Annotated in this window: 19 protein-coding genes and 3 pseudogenes; 6 read left to right on the forward strand and 16 right to left on the reverse strand. The window is 60.3% G+C overall.

What is annotated here, in order from left to right:
* Positions 1 to 55: 55 nt before the first annotated feature.
* Positions 56 to 1,114, reverse strand: a complete 1,059-nt coding sequence (locus tag ACP7E0_RS20810; protein ID WP_426127430.1) for an ABC transporter permease — start codon at positions 1,112 to 1,114, stop codon at positions 56 to 58.
* On the reverse strand, positions 1,104 to 2,624 hold the full coding sequence (locus tag ACP7E0_RS20815; protein ID WP_426127432.1) for a sugar ABC transporter ATP-binding protein: 1,521 nt from the start codon (positions 2,622 to 2,624) through the stop codon (positions 1,104 to 1,106). The genes ACP7E0_RS20810 and ACP7E0_RS20815 overlap by 11 nt, the downstream gene beginning before the upstream one ends.
* Positions 2,625 to 2,821: 197 nt before the next feature.
* Here ACP7E0_RS20815 and mtnK point away from each other — a divergent pair, with 197 nt between their 5' ends.
* From mtnK to ACP7E0_RS20840, 5 genes are read left to right on the forward strand one after another with little or no spacing between them, the layout of a single operon-like run.
* On the forward strand, positions 2,822 to 4,090 hold the full coding sequence (gene mtnK / locus ACP7E0_RS20820) for an S-methyl-5-thioribose kinase (RefSeq protein ID WP_426127434.1): 1,269 nt from the start codon (positions 2,822 to 2,824) through the stop codon (positions 4,088 to 4,090).
* Positions 4,087 to 5,181 (forward strand): S-methyl-5-thioribose-1-phosphate isomerase, encoded by a 1,095-nt coding sequence (gene mtnA / locus ACP7E0_RS20825; protein WP_426127436.1) that lies wholly within the window; start codon positions 4,087 to 4,089, stop codon positions 5,179 to 5,181. Before mtnK ends, mtnA begins: the two co-directional genes overlap by 4 nt.
* 6 nt (positions 5,182 to 5,187) lie before the next feature.
* On the forward strand, positions 5,188 to 6,123 hold the full coding sequence (locus ACP7E0_RS20830; RefSeq protein ID WP_426127437.1) for a transketolase: 936 nt from the start codon (positions 5,188 to 5,190) through the stop codon (positions 6,121 to 6,123).
* 2 nt (positions 6,124 to 6,125) lie between these two features.
* Positions 6,126 to 7,127, forward strand: a complete 1,002-nt coding sequence (locus ACP7E0_RS20835; RefSeq protein ID WP_426127439.1) for a transketolase family protein — start codon at positions 6,126 to 6,128, stop codon at positions 7,125 to 7,127.
* Positions 7,127 to 8,251: a RuBisCO large subunit C-terminal-like domain-containing protein gene (locus ACP7E0_RS20840; RefSeq protein WP_426127441.1), complete on the forward strand. Its 1,125-nt coding sequence runs from the start codon at positions 7,127 to 7,129 to the stop codon at positions 8,249 to 8,251. Before ACP7E0_RS20835 ends, ACP7E0_RS20840 begins: the two co-directional genes overlap by 1 nt.
* A gap of 97 nt (positions 8,252 to 8,348) precedes the next feature.
* Here the strand turns inward: ACP7E0_RS20840 and ACP7E0_RS20845 are convergent, their stop codons facing one another.
* Positions 8,349 to 8,498 carry a hypothetical protein gene (locus tag ACP7E0_RS20845; protein ID WP_426127443.1) on the reverse strand — a complete coding sequence of 50 codons (150 nt, stop codon included), beginning with the start codon at positions 8,496 to 8,498 and terminating at the stop codon, positions 8,349 to 8,351.
* Between the two features lie 2 nt (positions 8,499 to 8,500).
* Here ACP7E0_RS20845 and ACP7E0_RS20850 point away from each other — a divergent pair.
* Positions 8,501 to 8,746 (forward strand): annotated as a pseudogene (locus ACP7E0_RS20850) (alkane 1-monooxygenase); the annotation flags it as partial.
* 188 nt (positions 8,747 to 8,934) lie between these two features.
* Here the strand turns inward: ACP7E0_RS20850 and ACP7E0_RS20855 are convergent.
* From ACP7E0_RS20855 to uxaC, 13 genes and pseudogenes are all read right to left on the reverse strand, one after another.
* On the reverse strand, positions 8,935 to 9,927 hold the full coding sequence (locus tag ACP7E0_RS20855; protein ID WP_426127658.1) for an L-idonate 5-dehydrogenase: 993 nt from the start codon (positions 9,925 to 9,927) through the stop codon (positions 8,935 to 8,937).
* Positions 9,928 to 9,992: 65 nt separating this feature from the next.
* On the reverse strand, positions 9,993 to 11,399 hold the full coding sequence (locus ACP7E0_RS20860) for a TRAP transporter large permease (RefSeq protein ID WP_426127445.1): 1,407 nt from the start codon (positions 11,397 to 11,399) through the stop codon (positions 9,993 to 9,995).
* A gap of 3 nt (positions 11,400 to 11,402) precedes the next feature.
* Entirely contained in the window at positions 11,403 to 11,975 is a 573-nt protein-coding gene (locus ACP7E0_RS20865; protein WP_426127447.1) for a TRAP transporter small permease, read from the reverse strand.
* Between the two features lie 62 nt (positions 11,976 to 12,037).
* On the reverse strand, positions 12,038 to 13,012 hold the full coding sequence (locus ACP7E0_RS20870; RefSeq protein ID WP_426127449.1) for a sialic acid TRAP transporter substrate-binding protein SiaP: 975 nt from the start codon (positions 13,010 to 13,012) through the stop codon (positions 12,038 to 12,040).
* 37 nt (positions 13,013 to 13,049) lie between these two features.
* Positions 13,050 to 13,793 (reverse strand): FadR/GntR family transcriptional regulator, encoded by a 744-nt coding sequence (locus tag ACP7E0_RS20875; RefSeq protein WP_426127450.1) that lies wholly within the window; start codon positions 13,791 to 13,793, stop codon positions 13,050 to 13,052.
* Positions 13,794 to 14,120: 327 nt separating this feature from the next.
* A pseudogene (locus ACP7E0_RS20880) lies at positions 14,121 to 14,466 on the reverse strand (cupin domain-containing protein).
* A pseudogene (locus ACP7E0_RS20885) lies at positions 14,466 to 15,142 on the reverse strand (SDR family oxidoreductase). Before ACP7E0_RS20885 ends, ACP7E0_RS20880 begins: the two co-directional pseudogenes overlap by 1 nt.
* Positions 15,139 to 15,972: a 5-dehydro-4-deoxy-D-glucuronate isomerase gene (gene kduI, locus ACP7E0_RS20890; protein WP_426127452.1), complete on the reverse strand. Its 834-nt coding sequence runs from the start codon at positions 15,970 to 15,972 to the stop codon at positions 15,139 to 15,141. Before kduI ends, ACP7E0_RS20885 begins: the two are co-directional and overlap by 4 nt.
* A 17-nt stretch (positions 15,973 to 15,989) precedes the next feature.
* Complete coding sequence (locus tag ACP7E0_RS20895; protein ID WP_426127454.1) at positions 15,990 to 16,772, reverse strand: FadR/GntR family transcriptional regulator; 783 nt, start codon at positions 16,770 to 16,772, stop codon at positions 15,990 to 15,992.
* A gap of 9 nt (positions 16,773 to 16,781) precedes the next feature.
* Positions 16,782 to 18,062, reverse strand: a complete 1,281-nt coding sequence (locus ACP7E0_RS20900; RefSeq protein WP_426127456.1) for a TRAP transporter large permease — start codon at positions 18,060 to 18,062, stop codon at positions 16,782 to 16,784.
* A 3-nt stretch (positions 18,063 to 18,065) separates the two neighbouring features.
* Positions 18,066 to 18,680: a TRAP transporter small permease gene (locus ACP7E0_RS20905; protein WP_426127458.1), complete on the reverse strand. Its 615-nt coding sequence runs from the start codon at positions 18,678 to 18,680 to the stop codon at positions 18,066 to 18,068.
* Positions 18,681 to 18,805: 125 nt separating this feature from the next.
* Positions 18,806 to 19,783 (reverse strand): TRAP transporter substrate-binding protein, encoded by a 978-nt coding sequence (locus tag ACP7E0_RS20910; RefSeq protein WP_426127460.1) that lies wholly within the window; start codon positions 19,781 to 19,783, stop codon positions 18,806 to 18,808.
* Positions 19,784 to 19,833: 50 nt separating this feature from the next.
* Positions 19,834 to 21,240 (reverse strand): glucuronate isomerase, encoded by a 1,407-nt coding sequence (uxaC, locus tag ACP7E0_RS20915; protein WP_426127462.1) that lies wholly within the window; start codon positions 21,238 to 21,240, stop codon positions 19,834 to 19,836.
* Positions 21,241 to 21,324 lie beyond the last annotated feature (84 nt).

A 21,324-nucleotide genomic window follows, 5' to 3' on the forward strand; every position in this document is an offset into this window, starting at 1 on the left:
CCTCCACATTAGACTTGTTGTTTGATTTGCAGTCCCGCACGGAGCTTGGCGCTCCCTAGCGTTTGCCCCTCCTCGAGAGCGCAAAGGTGAACACCAGGGCGATGACGAGCACGAAGCCCTTGACGAAGTCCTGGGTGTAATATGGCGCGTTCATCATCGTCAGACCCTGCAAAAGCACGCCGACGAACAGGGCGCCGATGGCGGTGCCGAACGCATTCGGCTTGGCTGCGCCGAGCACGGCAAAGCCGATCAGGGCTGCGGCGACCGAATCCAGTAGAAGATTGTTGCCGGAGGCGATATCGCCGCGCCCGAGCCGGGCGGCCAGAAGAATGCCGCCGATCGAGGCAAAGACGCCGGAGATGATATAGGCCCAGATCTTGTAGGCATTGACGGGCGCGCCTGCGAGCCCGGCTGCCCGCTCATTCGAGCCAACCGCGTACATCATCCGGCCGAAGCGGGTATATTCGAGGAAGAACCAGATGAGGATGGCAAGCACGATCAGCACCACGACCGAGACTGGCACCAGATTGGGCAGGACGAGATCGAAACGGTGACGGCCGAGCGCCAGGAAGGCGGGACTAAACGTGCCTGTCGCGGTCGAACCATCCGGCATGCTCATGCCCGTGGCGATCGAGCGTCCTTCGGTTGGAATGCGCTGCAAACCGACCAGCAGGAACATCATGCCCAGCGTCGCCAAAAGGTCCGGCACGCGCATGTAGACGATCAGGAAGCCGTTGATCAGGCCGACGATGACGCCGATGGCAAGGCAGACAAGCGTTGCCGTCAGCGCGTCGCCACCCAACACCACCATGACATAGGACGACGCCATCATTGCCGTGGTGGCGACCGATCCGATCGAAAGGTCGAAGCCTCCGACCACCAATGTGGCAGTCACCCCGAGCGCCAGGATGCCGGTGATCGATACGGACTGGAAAATGAAGACGGCGCTCTGAGGCGAGGCAAACCCGCTGGTCATGATGCAGAAATAGAGGATCATGCCAAAGAGCAGCGTGATGAAGCCGTATTTGATGGCGATCTCGCGCGGTGTCAGCGTTGCTGCCGCCGGTGCGGCCTTGTGGGTGGATGGACTTGCAGTCGTCTGTTCAATGCTCATGTCTAAGTACCATTTCATGTTGACCGGCAATTTCGGCCAGAAGTCTGTCGACATCGACGTCGGCGTTGCGGTGCTCGCCGACCAGCGTGTGCTCCGACATCACCAGAATGCGGTCGGCGATCTCGAAGGCTTCGTCCAGTTCGGTCAGGAAAACGACGGTGGCGCGGCCTGGCGCGCAGGCCCGCAGTTTCGCGGCGATATCCCGGCGCGCGGAAATATCGACGCCCTGGAACGGCTCGTCGAGGATCAGCAGGCGCGATGCCTGGCTCAGCCAACGGCCAACCATGACCTTCTGCTGATTACCGCCTGACAATGTGTGCATCTCGTCGCGCTCGGTTCGGCAGACAATGCCGAGTGCCGAAATCTGCTGGCGCGCCTGCGCCCGCTCGGCACGGCGATTGGAAATGCCGAAATTCGAGATCCGCTTCAAAAACGGTAGGCTGACATTCTCGTAGATGTTGAAATCCGGAACGATGCCGCTGTCGCCGCGATCCTTGGCCACCAGGAAGACGCCTTGGTCTATCGCTGCCCGTGTGGTTTTTGGCGCATAGGCCCGGCCGTCGAGCATCATCGATCCGGACACAGGAAAGCGGGCACCGAACAGGGTCTCGGCCAGGGCCGTCTTGCCGACACCGACAAGGCCGGTGATCGCCACCACTTCGCCGTCACCCAACGTCATCGAAAATGGCTTTGCACCCCGCGCGATCCTAAGGTTTTCCGCCTTGAACACCGGGGCCGTACCGTCGCGCACAACGATGTTGCTCAGGCTGATTTTCTGGCCGAGCATGGCGTTGACCGCGCCCTCGTAATCGAGGTTCTCGCCTTCAAACAGCCCGGCGATGCGGCCGTCCCGCAACGAGACGATGCTGTCGGCTAGGCGCCGGATGTCGGACATGCGGTGTGAAATATAGAGAATGGCAACGCCACGGGCGCGCAAGCGGTCGACCAACGCGAACAACCGGTCTGCCTCCGCACTCGACAGCGACGAGGTCGGCTCGTCGAGAATAAGCACCTTGGGTTTATGCGCCATGGCACGGGCAATCGAGACCATCTGCCGGTCGGCCAGTGAAAGATCGGCGACCGTTGCATTGAGATCGATGGCCAGCCCCATGCGGTCGGCGACGGCCTCTGCCTCGCGACGGATACGCCGCGGGTTGAAAATCAGGTGGGCGCCACGACCGTTCATGCGGTCGAGGGTCAGGTTGGTTGCGACATCGAGATCGGCGACGACGCCGTCATTGATGTTCTGGTGCACGGTGACTACACCGGCGCGCATGGCATCGGCGGGTGTAACAGGCGCATACGGCTGACCAGCAAGCGTGATCGTGCCTGCGTCGCGTCCATAGACGCCGCTGACGATCCTCACCAGTGTCGATTTCCCTGCTCCGTTGGCGCCCATCAGTACCGTGACGGCCCCGGCGCGCAAATTCAGATCGACCCCACCCAGGACCTGGATTGGACCGAACGATTTGCGCAGACCCTCAATACGGAAAACGTGTTCCTGTATCATCTGCTCCTCCCTGATGATCAGGTTAGGCCGCTATCTAATCAAATGTCAAGCCCATTGACATTTGACAGAATGGTGGCTTACCAAAAGAGAAAGGACGGCGTGAACGTGTGTGGAGACGCATCATGCCGGGAGCGGAACGAGGAGGGTGCCGGGTATATTTTCTGCCTGGCGCGCCGCTCCGATAGAGAGGAGGACACATGAGTACGAACAATTTCGAAGCGCTGACGCCCGAGACCTTGCCACTGCGGCTGGGCAGCAATGCAGCCTTGGCAGGCCGGATTGGCGGAGATGGTGCACGCTGGAAGGTGCGCGAGGTCGGCGACGGCAATCTCAACCTTGTCTTCATCGTCGAGGGCCAGACTGGCAGCGCCATAGTCAAGCAGGCGCTGCCCTATGTGCGGCTCGTCGGCGAGAGCTGGCCGCTGCCGCTGAAGCGTTCCTATTTCGAATATCATGCGCTGAAGCGCGAGGCAGAACGCGATCCCGGCATGGTGCCGGAGGTTCTTCATTTTGACCCCGATCAGGCGATCATCGTCATGGAATTCCTGACGCCGCACGTGATCCTGCGCCGGGCACTGATCGATGGACGGCAACTGCCGAAGATCGGCCGCGACCTTGGCCTCTTCCTTGCCCGCACGCTGTTTCGCGGCTCCGACCTCTCGATGGAAGCGCGCAAGCGCAAGGAAGACCTGGCGCTGTTTGCCGACAACATCGAGCTTTGCGACATCACCGAAAACCTGGTTTTTTCGGACCCATACTTCGACGCCAAGCTCAACCATTTCACCACGCCCCAGCTTGACGGTATCGTTGCGGCGCTGCGCGCTGACCGCGATCTCAAGGTCGAGGCACAGCGGCTGAAACATCTGTTTACCGCCAATGCCGAAACGCTGCTGCATGGGGATCTGCATACAGGTTCGGTCATGGTCACCGACACGGAAACGAAGGTCATCGATCCGGAGTTTGCCTTCTACGGGCCGATGGCGATCGATGTCGGCATGCTGCTGTCGAATTTCTGGATGAGCTATTTTTCGCAATCCGGCCACGAACAGGATAGCAGCCGCGAGCAGATGCGATCTTATCTTCTCCGCGTTCTCGTCGAGATATGGGAAACCTTCCGGGCCGAATTTGCGCATCTCTGGCGCACCGAGCGGACCGGTATTCTCTACCAGCGCACATTGTTCGAAGACCAGGGCGATCACCTTGCATCGGAGCAGGCGCTAAATGAGGTGCTGCACACCTTGTGGACCGACATGCTTGGCTTTGCCGGCATCGAGATGCACCGCCGCATCCTCGGCCTTGCCCATAATGCCGATTTCGAAACCATCGAAGACCCGGACGTCCGGGCACGCTGCGAAACCAAGGCGCTCAAGCTCGGGCGCCACCTTGCCGTCAATCGGCGCCGCATCCACAGCATTATCGATATCAATGCGCTTGCGGAACGCCTCGAGAAGGAGACAGTCATTTGAACGTCGGAGATCGCCACTACCATACCATCTGGCGCAACGAGGATGGCCGGTCGGTCGATATTATCGACCAGCGCTGGCTGCCGCATGAGTTCCGCGTCGTTACGCTGAGGACCGTCGATGATGTCGCCGTCGCCATCCGTGACATGTGGGTGCGCGGTGCGCCGCTGATCGGCGTCACTGCCGCCTATGGTGTTGCCATCGCCATGCAGACCGACGCCAGCAACGAAGCGCTCGACGCCGTCTGGGACGTTCTGCACGAAACCCGCCCGACCGCGATCAACCTGCGCTGGGCGCTGGATGAAATGCGAAACGGTCTTCGGAACGTGGCGGTTTCTGATCGGCCCGCCGCTGCCTATCGCCGTGCCACCGAAATCGCCGAGGAGGACGTGCAGCTCAATCGCAGTATCGGCGCCAACGGGCTGAAGGTGATCCGCGAGATCGCGGCAAAGAAGAAGCCGGGCGAACCCGTTAACATTCTGACCCATTGCAATGCCGGCTGGCTGGCAACCGTTGATTACGGCACCGCCACCGCACCGATCTACATGGCGACCGAAGCAGGCATCAAGGTTCACGTCTATGTAGACGAGACGCGGCCACGCAACCAGGGCGCCCAGCTAACCGCCTGGGAATTGAACGGCCACGGCGTGCCGCATACGCTGATCGTCGACAACGCCGGCGGCCATCTGATGCAGCATGGCCAGATCGACATGGTCATCGTCGGAACGGACCGGACCACCGCCAACGGCGATGTCTGCAACAAGATCGGCACCTATCTAAAGGCGCTCGCGGCCAAGGACAATGGCGTGCCCTTCTATGTCGCCCTGCCCTCCCCGACTATCGACTGGACCGTGCATGACGGCGTCAAGGAGATCCCGATCGAGGAGCGCAACAGCAATGAAGTGACCTTCGTACAGGGACGCGCGGCCGATGGTTCGATCGCCACGGTGCGCATCTCGCCGGAAGGCAGCCCCGCCGCCAATCCGGCCTTCGATGTCACGCCTGCGCGACTGATCACCGGCCTGATCACCGAGCGCGGCATCGTCGATGCATCGCCTCAAGGGTTGAAAGCCCTGTTTCCGGAACGGAGCTGAGTAATCATGAGCCTGTCCAACCAGCAAACTACCGAGGATGTCGCAGCGGGCATTCGCAAGCGCGTCTTTCTGCACACCATGCGCAACAATGGCGGCTATCTCAGCCAGGCCTGCTCGGCCGCCGAAAGTCTCGCCTTTCTCTACAATGAGGCGCTGACGCTGGGTGAACCGACCTTGCCCAAGGTGCCGCTGCCTTTCGGTGGTGTGCCGTCAGCCACTAACCCCGACGCTTTTACCGGTGCCGGTTATCACGGGCCGTTTGCTCCGGAATTCGACCGGCTAATCATCTCGCCAGCACATTACGCATTGGTGATCTATTCAGCGCTGATTCAGGTCGGTCGCATGGACGAACATGCGCTCGACTACTTCAACGTCGACGGCGGCTCCGTCGAAATGATCGGCGCCGAACACAGTCCTGGCATGGAAGTGACCACCGGCTCGCTGGCGCAGGGGCTTTCGATGGCCTCGGGCATTGCCTTCGCCCGCAAGCGCAAGGGAGAGCCCGGCAAGGTCTGGGTCTACATGTCAGACGGCGAGTTCCAGGAGGGGCAGACCTGGGAATGCCTGGCCGCGATGGCCTATCACGGTATCGACAACATCCGCGTCATCGTCGACGTCAACCGCCAGCAATGCGACGGCGCGATGTCAACGGTCCTCGACATTGGAGACCTCGCCGCGCGTATCACTTCCTTTGGCGTGACCTGCCGTTCGATCAATGGGCATGACCTCAGTGCGATGCGGGATGCCACTGACAGTGCCGAGCCCGGCAAGCCGCTGATCATTCTGGCCAACACCTCGCCTTACCAGGGCATGGAGTTTCTCAAGAAACGCTTTCCGCGCCTCCATTATGTGCGTTTTAAATCGGCTGACGAACGCCGGGAAATGCAGACCGCAATCGCTGCCGAACTCGGCGTCGATGAAGCCGAAATTGCGAGGGCCTGATCATGGTCGATATCGTCAACCGTCCCTATGCGAAGGCCTTCGAAACCTTCGCGTCCGCTCGTCCGGAGATCCTCTGCCTGTCGGCCGACCTCACGTCGTCCTGCGAAGTCGATGGTTTCCGGGACCGGCACCCCGACCAGTTTCTGTCGCTCGGCATGGCTGAACAGAACATGCTGTCCTTTGCGGGCGGTCTCGCCATGCAGGGCTTCCGGCCGTTCCTGCATACGTTCTCGGTGTTCCTCTACCGCCGGCCCTATGACCAGTTGATCAACTCGATCGCCTATTCCAACCGCAAGGTCAGGCTGATGGGCTTTCTTCCCGGCATCACCACGCCGGGCGGCATCACCCATCAGGCGATCGAGGACATTTCGGTAATGCGCGCCATCCCCAACATGACCATCCTCGAATGTGGCGATGCGACCGAAGTCGAAACCGTGCTCCAGGTTGCCGACAGCATCGACGGCCCGGTCTATGTCCGCGTTCTGCGTGGCGAGGTGCCACGGCTGTTTTCGACCCCGTTCGAATTCAATAAGCTGCGGACACTGAGCGAAGGCGACGACGCGCTGGTGGTGACCGCCGGTGTCTGCACCGAGGAGGCCCTTCGTGCCGCCGAACCGTTGAAGGCCCGTGGTGTCGGCATTCACCATCTGCATGTCTCGACCCTGAAACCCTTCGACCGTGACGGCCTGATCAGGGCGGCGCGCGGCAAGAAGGGTGTCGTGACGCTGGAAAACCACACCATCAACGGCGGCCTCGGTTCGCTGGTGGCGGAAATTCTTGCCGAAGAAGGGCTCGGCGTCAAACTGCGGCGTCTCGGCCTGCAAGATACGTTCGCGCATGGCGCCTCCAAGCCATACCTGATGAAGAAATACGGGCTCGATGCCAGCGCGCTGGTCTCCGCTATCAGCCAGCTTCTCGGCAAAGATCTCGATATCGACGACGCGGAACTTGAAGCCGTGCGGATCGACACCGTCCATTCCGCCCAGAAGGCGGAGGCGTTGTAATGGCCCGGTTTTCGGTGACCTACTGGATCGGCGTCGAAACAGAGGCGGAGGCGCATGCCCGCGCGCTAGAAATTGCCGTCGAGCAGACGGTGGAAATCCCGCGAGATATCGTGCCAGCAGGCTATGTCGAGGATGAAATCCTCGGGCGGATCGAAGCAGTGCATCCGGGCGCAGACGAACGCGGCGGTTTCCTTGCCGAAATCTCCTATAGCGAAGATGATATCGGCGACGATTTCCTGCAGTTTCTCAATATCGTCTTCGGCAATTCCTCGATCCGCCGCGATACCCGCGTCGAGACGATGACACTATCACTTGGCATTGAAGACCTGTTTCCCGGACCACGTTTCGGCACTCAAGGGATAAGGGAGCGCTCCGGGGTGAGCCAGGGGCCGATCCTGATGTCGGCATTGAAACCCGTCGGCTTGTCAACGGCGGAGCTTGCCGGACTTGCGCGTCAATTCGCGCTCGGGGGCATGGACTACGTCAAGGACGATCATGGTCTGGCCAACCAGAAAACCTCGCCCTTCGCCGAACGCCTGAAGGCATGCACGGATGCGATTGGTGATGCCAATGTAAAGACCGGTTTTGCCACCACCTATGTGCCAAACATCACCGGCCCTGCCGACCAGACATTCGAGCGTGCGTGGATGGCCAAGGAAATGGGTGCCGGAGGCGTCATGCTGGCGCCATCGTTGGTCGGATTCGATGTTTCGCGGACTTTGGCCGCCGACCCCAACTTCGCCCTGCCAATCGTCTCGCATCCGACATTCGGCGGAACGAACGTCATTACGCCCACCACCGGCTTTTCGCACCGCTTTTTCTACGGCATCCTCCAGCGGTTGATGGGGGTCGACGCAGTAATCTATCCGAATTTTGGCGGCCGCTTCAGCTTCTCCCGTGACGAATGCCTGTCGATCGTGGATGGCTGCGCAACGGATCTCGGCAAGCTCAAGCCGATCCTGCCGGCGCCAGGCGGCGGCATGACATTCGCGCGGCTGCCGGAAATGCGTGACGCGTATGGCGACACGGTGATGTACCTGGTCGGCGGCGCACTTCTGCGCGAAAAAGCAGATATCCCCGCAGCCTGCCGTACGTTGGCGGACGCAGTACGGACACGCAGCTGATATACGCTCTGTCCAGGAGTATTCATTGAACTGAACTCTACGGGATCATTCAGGCGCTAAGGCTGTGCGATGATGTTCACGGCCGGCTCCCGGCGCCTTAGGCGGGGGCCGCATAGCGGCTTTCCCGGCAGTCCAGCCCGAGATGATCGCACAGTGTTTTACCCTCAAGCACGAGATTGAAATAGCCGCGCGGTTCCAGGATCGGCAGCACATGGGTGGCGAAGTCGTGGACCCCTTGGGCAATCATTTTCCGCAACCAAGGGCTGGCAGCTTGTCTTCGCCTTTGACGCCTATGCGCGTGCAAGCGGTGGAAAAAATCCGATCCTGGCGCTTGCGGCCTATGCCGCCGAAGACGCCAGCGCAGCGCGCAAGGCTGTTGGCGATCTGCGCATCGTCAAGGTTTTCCTGACCGACGGCAGAAGCGTCAATGTCGGCAGCGAGGAGCAGGCTGCTGAAGCGGATCGCGGTCAAAACCTCGCGCAAATCCGTCTCGATTGGACGACCGGTCTTGGTCTCGCCAGGCAGGAAGGGCTGTATGCAGGCCCATTCCTCATCGGTCAGATCCGGCGGGTAGCGTTCGCCTTTCTGGCAATGTCGGCCATCCGGCCACGCGTCGTTGAGGTCCACATCCCAAGCTGGAATCACATTCCAACAAGCCGTTCAATGGGTTCTCAAACAGTCTCTTAGGGAAGAAAGCTCAGTTGCACCTTGCAGGCAGCCGAGCGGTCGCCCGCTTGCACGAAGGCTTGAACCGCCTCATCAATTGGAAAACGATGGGAAATGATCGGCCGCACGTCAATCCGGCGGGTGGCAATCAATTCTAGCGCCACGGCGAATTCCGTATCGAACCGCTGTGACCCGATCAGCCGCAGTTCCTTGCCGACGATCGCGTTCAAAGGAAGCGTGATATCGCCAGTCACGCCGACTTGCACGATCAGCCCGCGCGGCCGCACGGTGGCAATCGCACTGCGAAGCGCTGGTTCGGCCGCGGAGCATTCGAACACGACGTCGAACTGCCCCTTGTCCTTTTCGTAGACCGTCAGCTTTTCGGGGGTATGGCGAACATTGATCGTCTCGGTCGCACCCATGGCCGTGACCCGTTGGAGGGCGGCATCGGCCAAATCGGTAACGACGACGGATGCCGCTCCGGCATGCCGCGCGGCCGCGGTGACGAGGGTGCCGATCGGACCCGCGCCCGTGACCAGCACCGACTTGCCGTCGAGGCTTCCCGCTTGTGCGACAGCATGGAGGCAAACCGCCAGCGGCTCGGCGCAAGCGGCTTCACCAGCCGTTATCAACCTTCCAGCCGGAACGCATTGCATTGCTGGGACGATCAGCCAGTCCCGGAACATGCCTTGCTCGTGGGGTAAGCGCATGGCGCTGCCCATGAAGCGCATGGTCTGGCAATGGATCGGCAGATGTTCCCTGCAGAACCGGCAGGTGCCGCACGGCTGGCTGGGGTTGACGGCAACCAGATCGCCGATCGCAAGCCCGGACACGCCAGCGCCAAGGGCTGTGATGTAGCCGGAGCCTTCGTGACCGGGAATGATAGGCTCGCGGACGCGCACAGGTCCGAAGCCACCGTCCTGGTAGTAATGGAGATCCGAGCCGCAGATGCCGGCGGCCGCCATCTTCAGCAGAACCTCGCCATTGCTGGGCTCTGCTACCGCCGCCATCTCCAGCCGAAGATCGGTCCGGCCATAAAGGCGCGCCAGCCGCGTCTGTACTGGGTCGTTCGCGCTCACCGGATCAACCCCACTTCGGTCGGCAGCCAGAGCGTGATAGCCGGAATGAAGGTGATAAGGATCAGGGCGATGAACAGCGGCACAAGCCAGGGCAGGATGGCCATGGTGGTGCGTTCGACCGAGAGCTTTGCCACACGCGACAGAACGAAGAGGACCATGCCGAGTGGCGGGTGCAGCAGTCCGATCATCAGGTTGAGGGTCATGATCAAGCCGAAATGCACCGGGTCGATATCGAATTGAAGCACCAGCGGCAGCAGGATCGGAACGAGAATGGTGATCGCCGCAATCGTATCGAGGAAGCAGCCGACGAACAGCATCAGGATGTTGACCAGGATCAGGAACACCCATTTGTTCTCGGTAATCGTCAGGATCGCGCCGGACAGCAGCTGCGCCGCCTGACTGACTGTCAGAAGCCAGGCGAAGATCGATGCGGCCGTCACGATGAACAGCACCGAAGCCGTGGTCTCGATCGTATCGAAGGTCGCGCGCGCGAGGGACGAAAGTGTCATCGTCCGATACCGCACGAGGCCAAGGAACAGGGACCACAATACAGCCGCAACGGCCGCTTCGGTCGGCGTAAACCATCCCATTGTCATACCGCCGATCAGGATGACCGGCGTCATCAGAGCCATGACGGCGGAAAAGTCGAAATACCAATCGACGGCGATCAGGACGACGAGGGCGATACCGACGGAGATATTCAGGGAAAGGCCGGCAAGCATCATAAGATAAATGGCCAGCGGCACTGCCAGAACGATCAGGATTTCCACGGAGGCCGCCATAAGACGCCTGATTTCAAACGGCGTGTCCGAACCCCAGCCGTGACGATAGGCGAAGATCGCGACGGTCAGCATCATCAGCACGGTCATGACAACGCCTGGAACGATGCCAGCCATGAACAGGGCGCCGATCGAGACATTCGCCATCATGCCGTAGATCACGAAGGGCAGCGACGGCGGAAAGATCGGGCCGAGCGTGGCCGATGCGGCCGTCACGCCGACCGCCACTTCGACAGGATAGCCATGCTCCTTCATCGCCTTGATCTCGATCGTTCCGATACCGGCGGCATCGGCGAGCGCCGTGCCGGACATGCCGGAAAAGATCACCGATCCGATGATGTTAACCTGCGCGAGGCCGCCCTTCATCCAGCCGACGAGGGCCACGGCAAAGGAATAGATGCGGCCCGTGACGCCGGCCGAATTCATCAGGTTTCCCGCAAGGATGAAGAACGGCACGGCCAATAGCGGGAAGCTCTCGACGCCGGCGATCATCCGCTGCGCGGCGATGATGTCTGGAGCGACGTTATAGAAGACGAGATAGAGAACCGATGCAACAGCCATGGCGATGGCGACGGGAACGCCGATCAGCATCAGGACAAGAAAACCACCAACAAGCAGAAGCATGGATCAATCCTCGACCTTCTGGAATTCCTCAGGCCGTTCGAGAACCGAATATCCTCGGCGCTGATTGGCAATGAATACCTGGATGGAGCGGCCGAGCATCAGCACGAAGCCTGCCAGCACGCTAAAAAAAACGATGTTGCGTGGCAGATCGACGGTCACCATGCGCTCGTCGGCGACGATCGCCACGTATCGCCACATCAGCCAGCAGCCATAGGTGAAGAAGCTGATGCGGACGATGTCGACGCAGACGGCCAGTGCACGGGCAACGCGTTCGGGCAGGTAGTGATAGAGCACGTCGACCTGAATATGCCGTGACAGCCGGACGCACATGACTGAGCCGAGGAAGACGATGCCGATCAGGCAATTAGTTGCGATTTCCTCGGTCCAGGCATAGGAATTGTTGAGTACGTAGCGCGTGAAGAACTGCAGGAACACGCATCCCGTCATGATCCAGAAGATTGCGAGCGTGACCCAGTCCTCGACGGCATAGTCGGAAATATCGGCGGTCGGCGCCACATCTTCGAAGGAGTGGGCAAGCTCCTCCGGCGTCACAGGGGTGTGGATTTCGTGTGGCATGGGATCATCCGGCACAGGAGAAAGGAATGCCGGCCACCGTTGCGGGCGACCGGCACGACGGTTCACTTGATGGCGCGGATGGCCTCCCAATCCTGCTTGTCGTAGCCGAACTCCTCGAACGTTACCTTTTCGACGACGTTCTTCTCGAAATCGGCCTTATCTACTTCGGTGACGGTCAGGCCCTTTTCCTTGAAGCTGGCTACAAGCTCCTTTTCGCGGTCCTCGATCGTCTTCGTGGTGCGTTCTGCTGCCTGCTGCATGACCTCGGTGAAGATCTGCTTGTCCTCATCTGACAGGCTGGACCACAGCGTTTTCGAGATCAGCGTGTTGAGATGATCGACGATATGGCCCGTCAGGATAATGTGCTTCTGGACCTCGTAGAACTTCTTCGCCTCGATGGTGGTCAGCGGATTTTCCTGCGCTTCGACGGTGCCGTTCTGGAGCGCGAGATAGACCTCCGCAAAGGCGATCGGTGTCGTATTGGCGCCACAGGCCCGCGGCATTGCCAGATAGGCTGGCACGTCGGGAACGCGGATCTTCAGCCCCTGCAAATCGGCGCATTTCTCGATCGGCTTGTTCGAGGTCGTGTGGCGCGTGCCGTAATAGCTGACGGCGGTAATATGATTGCCGGACGCTTCCTCGTAGCCGGCAGCCAGCTTCTTGAAGATGTCGCTCTTGGTATAGGCGATCAAATGGCTCGGATCGCGGAAGATATAGGGAAAGTAAGTGACGCCGATCGGCTTGTGTTCGCGCGCCGCGAAGCTGGAACCGGAAATGATAATATCGACAGTTCCGAGCTTCAGGCCCTGATTGAGGTCGGCTTCCTTGCCGAGCTGCGATGCCGGAAAGACATCGATTTTGTAGCGCCCTTCCGTCCGCTTGCCGATCTCTTGCGCCGCCCATACGGAATCGGTGTGAAACGGCTCCGAGGTTTCGTAGACATGGGCCCATTTCAGTGCTGTTTCGGCCTGCGCAGTCAATGCCGAGGCCAGGATCGCAGCCGTTGCTCCCAGTAGCATTTTCAGTGTGAGCTTCATCTTATGTCTCCTCCCAAGTTGAAGTTCGTTGATTCTCCTAGTTTCGTCCGGCGCGACTCCAGGGGGCCGGTATCGTGCTGTCGGCCGGCTTCTCCTCGAAGCTTTCCGAAAGCCGCAATTGCGATTGATCGAGATGCACACGCATAGCGACGCGCGCTGCAGCTGGGTCACCCGCTGCGATGGCGTTGCGGATGACGCGATGCTCCTCCATCGCGGCCCTCCAGGTTTCGGTATTCTCGAAATAGCTGGCAAGCTTCTCGAAATAGGGGGTCATCCGCATATCGTGAATACTGCCGACGAAACGGGTCAGTGTGGCATTGGCAATAATGCCGGAAACGATCACGTGGAAGTCGCGGTCGAGCGCGAGCGCCCGATGCCGGTCATTGAGGGCTACGGCCATTTGGGCGAGATTATCGTCAAGCACCAGAATGTGTTCCGGCGTCGCCAGCCGGGCAGCCTCTTCGGCGACCGCGCACTCGACGACGGTGCGCGCTCGCAGCAGCTCAAAAGGTCCCTCGAAATCCTCAGGCGGAAGGTCGGCGAGCACCGGCTTGCGGGCATTGACATAGACGCCGGAGCCCATGCGGATGTCGATGAAACCTTCAACCTCGAGAACGATGAGCGCCTCGCGGATCGTCGGACGCGAAACCCCAAGCATCTGCGCCAGCTCCCGCTCTGCAGGCAGGCGTGAGCCGGGAGCGAGTGAGCCCTTTTCTATCAAGCTTCGCATCTGATCCGCGGCCTGGCGATACAGGCGGCGTGATTCCACTGCAGAAAACATATTCCCTAACCAATGCGGTCAAATGGACAGGTGGTCATACCAATCAATACGATACCAGCGCCGTTCTCATGTCAAGCCCCGGCATGCGTGCTTCCTGGTGAAGACGCCACGCGATGGCCGGCCGGCGGCCGACCACCGGCAGTGGCATGCGGTCATCGAGCCCCGAGCAGGTGGCCCCGCATAAAGCGGGCAGTAAGCGATTCCCTGCGCAGGAGCACAGGGCAGATGTCCACGACCCTGTGCACAAGGGCGCCGAAACGATTGGATGAGCTTCCTAAACCATCGAGTTCTTCGATGTAATCGGCGCCAACAAAACATCTGGCTCGGCTAACCCTTCAGAAAGTCTGCGCGGTGCGGGTGAAGCAATCGACCAGCCGGCCGTTTTCCAGCGCCCTCACCCCGTGTTGCTGGTCGGATGGTGCGTTGAAGCTGTCGCCCATACCCAGCGCCTCGGTCCGGCCTTCGATCGTCACGTCGAAGGTACCCTCGGCAACATAACTCGACTGCACGTGCGGCTGGGAGTGCATCCAGCCCTCTCCGCCTTTCTCGAAGGCGAACTCCACCATCATGAGCTCGTCCGTAAGCAGACGATACGGCGCCGGTTCCCCTCGGAGGTTGTGTCCCACTCCCCCTCGCACGCGCGCACGAAAATGCCTTTTCCCTGAATGAGGATTACCTCGCAAGCCAGCCGGCGTCGACGGGAATGATGGCGCCGTGCATGTAGTTAGACGCGCGCGCATGGAGGAACACTGCGGCATCGCCAACGTCGCCGGCCACGCCCCAGCGGCCGGCCGGAATACGCTCGAGCAGCGCCTTGCTTCTATCCGGATCATTGCGCAGCTTCGGTATTGTTTGTCTCGATGTATCCTGGCGCTATCGCGTTCACGTTGATGCCCTTGGCCGCCCATTCGTTGGCAAGCAGCCTGGTAACGCCAAGCGCGCCGTTTTTTCGATGCCGTGTAGGACGGCACGCGGATGCCGCCCAGGAAGAACAACGACTTCAGGTTCACCTCCATCACGTCGTCCCAGTCTGCCTAGGTGAAGTCGACGCTGTCGGCGCGGCGGATGATGCCGGCATTGTTGACGAGCCCGTCGAGCGCGTCCTCAGCCATCAGGTCGTTCAGCATGGCAACCGAGCCCCCGTGTCGCTGATATCCGCTTTGACGGGCAGGAAGTCTGCGCCTTCGGCCTTCACCATTCTTGCCGTCTCGTCCATCGCCGAACGGCCGATGCCGAACCATGCCTCCAGCGCGCGCGACCGCGACAGCGATGCCCTGTCCAATTCCGGTATTGGCACCGGTGACGGCGATGCGCCTGCCCTCCAGGCTGAATTCGGATAGATCGCTCACAGCATCTCTCCAATCGCGACGGGGTCCACGTCGGTATAATCGACATTGTCACCGGCCATCGCCCATATAAAGGCGTAGTTGGAGGTGCCGCAGCCCGAATGGATCGACCAGGCGGGGGACAGGACCGCCTCTTCGTTCGCCATGACGATATGGCGAGTCTCGGACGGCTCGCCCATAAAATGGAAGACCCGTGCCGTATCAGCGAGATCGAAGTAAAGATAGGCTTCCATGCGCCGGTCATGAATGTGCGCCGGCATGGTGTTCCAGACCGAGCCCTTGGCAAGCTGCGTCATGCCGACGACGATCTGGCAGGTATCGATCGTGGTCGTGAACTGAAAGATCGATCGCTCATTCGAGGTTTCCTGGCTGCCGAGGTCGAGGCGCTTTGCCTCGTCGAGCGTGATGAGCTGTGTCGGGCATTTACGATGTGCCGGGGCGGACAGTAGATAGTATTTGGCGGGCGTATCAGCATTGGCCGAGGAAAACGTCACCTCTTCGCCGAGGCCGACATAGAGCATGTCGCGGGTGTTGAGCGTGTGCTGTTCGCCGCTCACGACGGCGGTGCCCTCGCCACCGATGTTGACGACGACGAGTTCGCGGCGCTCCAGGAAGGATTTCGTACCGGCGGGCTTGATCGTCTCCAGCTTCAACGGCTGACCGAGGGGCATCGCGCCACCGACGATCATCCGGTCATAGTGGGTGTAGGTGACGTTGAGCTCACCCGGCTCGAAGAGGTTGCCGATATGGAAGTTGTGGCGCAGTTCATCCGTGCCCATCGCAGCGGCGGCGAACGGGTCGATCGCGTAACGGCTTGTATATTCAATCGTCATGTCGCTCTGCTTTCTGTTCAAAAGGTTCGGATACGCGCCGACGGCGCAACGAGTTGGGAATAGTCGGCCTGCTGGCCGGAAAGACGCTTGCGATAACGCTCCTGCGCCGCGAGCAGATGTGCCCGCATTGCGTCGCGGGCGCTGTCCGGATCGCCGACCGATATCGCCTGGAGGATGCGCAAATGTTCACGCTGAAGGCCATTCAGATATTCCTGGGACAGGACTTCGACCGAATACCACGGTGAGTTGCGGTCGCAGGGAATGGTGCGGTCACCAAGCGCATCGAGAATTTCGATATAAAACGGATTGTTGGTTGCTGCTGCGATTTCGCGATGAAATGCGAAGTCGGCCTTGCCGGTCGGCTCCCCCTGCTTCAGCAGGCGTTCGAATTCGAAAAACGCCTCCTGGATACGTGCCTCCTGGGACGGACTGCGGCGCTGGGCGGCAAGGCCCGCGCTTTCGATCTCGATACCCATACGCACTTCCAGCACATTCATGGCCTGGCTGATGCGGTTGCCCATGTCGGCGGTCATGGCGCTGATCTTGCGGGTCGGATGGTCTAGGACGAAGACGCCTGCACCATGCCGCACCTCCACCAGATTATCGGCTGCCAGCGAGGCCACAGCCTCGCGCACTACCGTTCGGCTGACGCCAAAGATCTCGGTCATGCGCGATTCTGTCGGCAGCCTTTCCCCAAGCTCGAAATCGCCGGCGAGAATTTGCGTCCGTAGAGCGTGCGCCACATTCTCGAAGAGTTTCGGCTTGCGCTCCACTCTCATGTCCGTCGTGTTTCCACTCATGTCCATTCCTTACTTGAAGATGCTCGGCAGCCAGAGCGACAGGGCCGGTATATACGTGACCATCATCAGCACGGCGATACCTGCGCCATAGAAAGGCCAGATCGAACGCATGGCTTGCCATACCGATATCTTGCCGACAGCGCAGGCCACGAACTGCACGGCTCCGACCGGCGGCGTGTTGAGACCAATCCCGTAGTTCAGGATCATGATCACCCCGAAATGCACCGGATCCACCCCATAGGCGGTGGCGATCGGCAGGAAAATCGGCGTGGTGATAATGATTGTCGGCCCCATGTCCATAAACGTGCCGAGGACCAGCATCAGGACATTGAGGAGCAGCAGGATCATGATGGGGTTTTCTGAAAGCGTCTGCATCCAAGCGACCAGTGTCGCCGGAACCTTGAGAAACGCCATCAGCCACGAGAACGCCGCCGCGCAGCCGATGATGAGAAGTACCATCGCGGTGGTGCGCACCGCGCCCATGGTGGCGTGGACGAAATCCCTCCAGCTCAGCTGTCGATAGACAAAGACCGTGATCAGCAAGGCATAGATGACCGCGATGCAGGAGCTTTCGGTCGCCGTGAAGATACCCGAGCGCACGCCGCCAAAAATGATGGCGATGAGCAGCAGACCGGGGATGGCGACGGCAAAAAGATGGAGCGCCACCACCAGGCCGGGAAAAGGCTCAGTCGGATAGCCACGCTTGCGGGCAACGATATAGGCGGTAACCATCAGCACCGCTGCGAACAGAAGACCGGGAACGATGCCGGCGGTGAACAGGTCGGCAATGGAAATCGTGCCGCCTGCGGAGATCGAATAGATGATCATGTTATGCGAAGGCGGCAACAGCAGCGCGATCAGAGCCGCCATCGAGGTGACGTTCACCGCGTAGTCGGCGCCATAACCGCGCGCCTTCATCTGGGGGATCATGATGCTGCCGACGGCTGCCGCTTCGGCCACCGCGGAGCCGGAAATTCCACCGAACAGGGTGGAGGTCAGGATGTTCACCTGGCCAAGGCCGCCGCGCAGGTGCCCGACGACGGTCGCCGCAAACGCAACAATGCGTCCGGCAATGCCGCCGCGGACCATCAAGTCTCCGGAATAGATGAAGAAGGGGATCGCAAGCATGGAAAACACGCTCATGCCCGAATTCATGCGCTGGAACACGACCAGTGGCGGCAGGCCCATATAGAGAACAGTCGCAAGGCTGGAAACGCCGAGGCAGAACGCGATCGGTGTTCCGATCAACATCAGGAGCGTAAACGCTCCAAAGAGGATCCAGAGTTCCATCGATTACCCTTTCTTGCCGAAGTGCTCGGCGTCGTTCCGAACGAAGTCGGCGGCGCCTTTTTGAACGTCAGGAATATTTTCGAGCTCGACTGCAACTTCTGTCGGTACAATTTCATCAAGCGCGTCGTCGATCGGAGCGCCAAGCGCCCTGACGGTGATGCGCTCAAGAGAGAACAGACCGATGAGTATTCCGCCTCCCACCAGCGGCACGTAGTCCCACGCGCCTGATATGCCTAGCGCCGGCAGTGTCGTGTTCCATGTTAGCGTGACCAGATTGCTGCCGTACCAGATCATGCCGAGACCGAAAGCGAAGATGACGATGTCGGAGATCATGCGCAGCCACTTTTTGGCAGCCGACGGCAACGCGTAAAGAAGCACGTCGAAGCCCATATGGTTGTTCTCACGCACGCCGACGGCAGCGCCCAGAAAAATGAACCAGCTCATCAGAATGACGGCGCCGGGTTCGGTCCAGCTTGGCGAGTCGTTGAGAACATAGCGGCAAAAGACCTGCCAGGCGACGATGGCCGTCATGACCACAAGCCCCGTACCGGCAAAATAGAGGATCCCGGTGTTGAGCTTGGACAAGATAGGCAGGCCTAGTCTGAGTTGGGTGGACATTGGGTTTGGCGCCTCCTGACCCTTCAGGCTGGCCGAAAGGGCCCGACCCGAGGTCCGCACGTGTCTTTTCGAAAAGGACGCCGACCCTCCCCCTGGCTACGACCCAGGGAGAGGGTCGGCTGCGCTTACTGCACCGCCTGAACGTCGGCAACGAGCTTCTTGAGGACCTCATCAGTGATGTGTTTTTCATAGACGGGTTTCATAGCATCGATGAAGCCCTGCTTTTCCACTTCGCTGATCTCAGCGCCGGCCTTCTCGACGACCGCACGCGATTGCGCCGTCTTGGCCGACCACAATTCACGCTGCTTGGTCACGCTGTCCTTGGCCGCCTGCTTGAAGATCTCCTGATCCTCCGGCGTCAGCTTTTCGAAGGCAGCCTTGTTCATGACGAACACTTCGGGAAGGATCGTATGCTCGTCCATCGAGTAGTATTTCGCGACTTCATAATGCTTGGCAGTGTCGTAGCTCGGGAAATTGTTCTCCGCACCTTCGATCACGCCGGTCTCGAGCGAGGAATAAACCTCGCCGTAAGGCATCGGCGTGGCGTTGGCGCCGAGCGCGGCCGCCATGTCGACGAAGATATCGGACTGAATGACGCGGAACTTCATGCCTTTGAGGTCTTCGACGGTCTTGATCGGCTTTTTTGAGTTGTAGAAGGAGCGCGCCCCGGCGTCATAGAAGGCTAGCACCACAAGACCGGCCGGCTCGAAGGCTGCCTTGATCTGGTCGCCGATCGCGCCATCCATAACCGTGTGCATGTGGTCTTCCGAGCGGAAGATGTAGGGCAGCGCCGGAACAATACTTTCCTTCACCGTGCCATTGAACGGCGCCATGGAGATGCGGTTCAACTCAATGACGCCGGAACGGACCTGTTCGATAGTATCCTTTTCTTCGCCGAGCTGGGCCGAATGATAGACTTCCACGGAATAGCGGCCGGCGGTCCGCTCCTTGACGAGTTCGCCGAAGTATTTGACGCCCTCCACTGTCGGGTAACCGTCCGGATGCGTATCGGACGACTTCAGGACGGTCTGCGCGGACGCAGCCCCCACGAAAAGCATCGAGGCAAGCGCGACACCGGTCCACAGTTTGGTGATATGCAACATTTTTCTCCTCCCAGTTGGCGGGCATTGTGCCCGCTGTTGCTGTCATAAAGTCACAGTTTGTACGCCCTCTTGGCGAGGCCGTAGGTAAGGTCGTAGGCCAGTTCATGCGCCTCGTGGTCCCGCAGCCGCCCTTCGGCGACAAGACGCCCCAGGAAGGCGCAATCGACGCGGCGGGCGACATCGTGGCGCGCGGGGATCGATGGAAAAGCCCGCGTGTCGTCGTTGAAGCCGGCGGTGTTGTAGAAGCCGGCGGTCTCGGTGGTCATCTCGCGGAAGCGCCGCATGCCTTCGGGGCTGTCATGGAACCACCATGCCGGCCCGAGCTTCAGCGCCGGATAGACGCCGGCAAGCGGCGCCAGTTCGCGGGCATAGCTCGTCTCGTCAAGCGTGAAGAGGATGATCGAGACGCGGGGATCCGTGCCGACGGCGTCGAGCAACGGCTTGAGCGCGCGCACATAATCCGTCTGCTTCGGGATGTCGAAGCCTTTGTCGCGGCCGAATTTCTGGAAGATCGCCGGGGAATGATTGCGCCACGAACCGGGATGGATCTGCATGACGAGCCCGTCGTCGGCACTCATCCTGGCCATCTCGGTCAGCATCTGCGCCCTAAACAGTGCGCGCTCGCGCTCATCTGCCTTGCCCGCACGAACCTTGCCGAAAAGCGCCTCGGCCTCGCCGGCGCCGAGGTTGGCCGTCTGCGCCGACACAAGACCATGGTCGGTGGCGGTCGCGCCAAAGGATTTGAAATAGGAGCGGCGGTTGCGGTGCGCATCCAGATAACCCTGCCAATGGCCCGTATCGCAGCCGCTGATCCCGCCAAACCTCTCGAGATTGTCGAGGAAACCTTCGAAATCCGGATCGATGACAGAATCGGGGCGATAGGCCGGAATGACGCGGCCCTTCCAGCCACTGTTGCGGATCATCCCGTGCCAGGGCAACGCGTCCAGGGCACCATCCGTCGTCGAGATGACTTCGATGTTGAAGCGCTCGAACAGAGCACGCGGCCGGAACGCATCGGTCTGCAGCTGCGCGGCGATCGCGTCATAATAGGCATCGGCATTGCCGGCCGTCAGCGGCAACGTCATGCCGAAGAGATTTTCGAGAGTGTAGTCCAGCCAAAGCCGGGTTGGCGTTCCCCGAAACAGGTAATAGTTCTCGGCGAAGAGACGCCAGATCTTGCGGCCGTCTGTCTCGACCGACGACCCGTCAAGCGTCGGCACCCCGAGGTCCTCCAGCCGGATCCCCTGGCTGAACAGCATCCGGAAAATGTAGTGGTCCGGCACGATAAGCAGCTGCGCCGGATCCGGGAAGTGATTGTTCTCGGCGTACCAGCGCGGATCGGTATGGCCGTGCGGGCTGAGTATGGGAAGGTCCTTCACGCCGGCAAAGAGCTCCCGCGCTATGGCACGGGACGCCGGGTCGGCGGGAAACAACAAATCCGGGGCGACAAGGGTCATTGCATCAGCCGCTCCTCCTTCGGCTGACAATTGGGTAAGATCATTTAAAGATCATGTCAACATACAAAAAAACATCGGTTGTAT

This window comes from Pararhizobium sp. PWRC1-1, assembly GCF_049897905.1.
In the GTDB taxonomy this organism is placed as follows: domain Bacteria; phylum Pseudomonadota; class Alphaproteobacteria; order Rhizobiales; family Rhizobiaceae; genus Pararhizobium.